The organism is Burkholderia sp. Tr-20355 (genome assembly GCF_017104685.1).
Taxonomy (GTDB): domain Bacteria; phylum Pseudomonadota; class Gammaproteobacteria; order Burkholderiales; family Burkholderiaceae; genus Burkholderia; species Burkholderia seminalis.
The window spans coordinates 1-933 of sequence record NZ_JAAGPK010000392.1 but is presented as its reverse complement, the minus strand read 5'-3'; the positions used below and the strand labels follow the sequence as shown (position 1 = coordinate 933).

The following is a 933-nucleotide window of genomic DNA, read 5'->3' as shown; positions in this document are numbered from 1 at the left end:
GATGTTCGACGCCGCGCGCGACCGCTTCGAGGAAGGCTTCCGCGAAACCGCCGTCGCGCGGGTAAGCGGCGAGCAGCGCGTCGCGCTCCTGCAGCGTGTACGCGTCGAAATCGGTTGCCATCAGGTCTGTCGAGACGGCCGGCGCCAGCGCGCGCGAGAGCGGCGATACGCGGGGGGCCACGCCCGGCGTGGTATGGAGCGCCATTGCGTGGCTCGCCACGTTGCCGAACGTCGACGGCGCCCGATGTTCGACGCCGCGCGCGACCGCTTCGAGGAAGGCTTCCGCGAAACCGCCGTCGCGCGGGTAAGCGGCGAGCAGCGCGTCGCGCTCCTGCAGCGTGTACGCGTCGAAATCGGTTGCCATCAGGTCCGTCGAGACGGCCGCCGCCAGCGCGCGCGAGAGCGGCGATACGCGGGCGGCCACGCCCGGCGTGGTATGCAGCGCGATCGCATACCACACGTCGTCGCGCATGCGCCGCGGCCGGCGATGCCGAAGCAGCAGCGCGCGCGCCGCATCCGCGCCGTCGACTTCGTATCGCGCGGTCGAACGGCAGTACGCGTAACTCAACCCCATGTTGGCGTACATCGCGGCCACGAACAGCGCATCGGCGTCGCACGGTTCGCCCGCGCGACGCGCGGCGAGCGACGCGAGGACGAACACGCGTCCCGCATGATCGGCGAGCGCGGCCGGCAACGCGGCGCGTGCCGCATCGGCCGCCTCGATCGCAACCGGCGTGCGCGGAATGCCGACGCCCGCCACTTCGTCGCCCGCTGCCTGAGCGCGCGTACGCGCAACCTTCATCCTGCCTCCTCCAGGCCCCGCGCCGGGGGCCGAAAAACGATCGTTTCGCGCGGCGCCTGCGCGTCGGCGTTTCCTGCGCACCGGCACGCGCAGGCTAGAAAACGACGCAGCGGCGCCCAAACGCCGCGCAA

The 933-nt window shown here is 72.2% G+C and carries 1 pseudogene; it reads right to left on the bottom strand.

The features are described 5' to 3' along the window. Positions 1–210: 210 nt before the first annotated feature. Positions 211–802: pseudogene (locus G3N62_RS35570) on the bottom strand (phosphohydrolase); the annotation flags it as partial. Between the last annotated feature and the right edge of the window lie 131 nt (positions 803–933).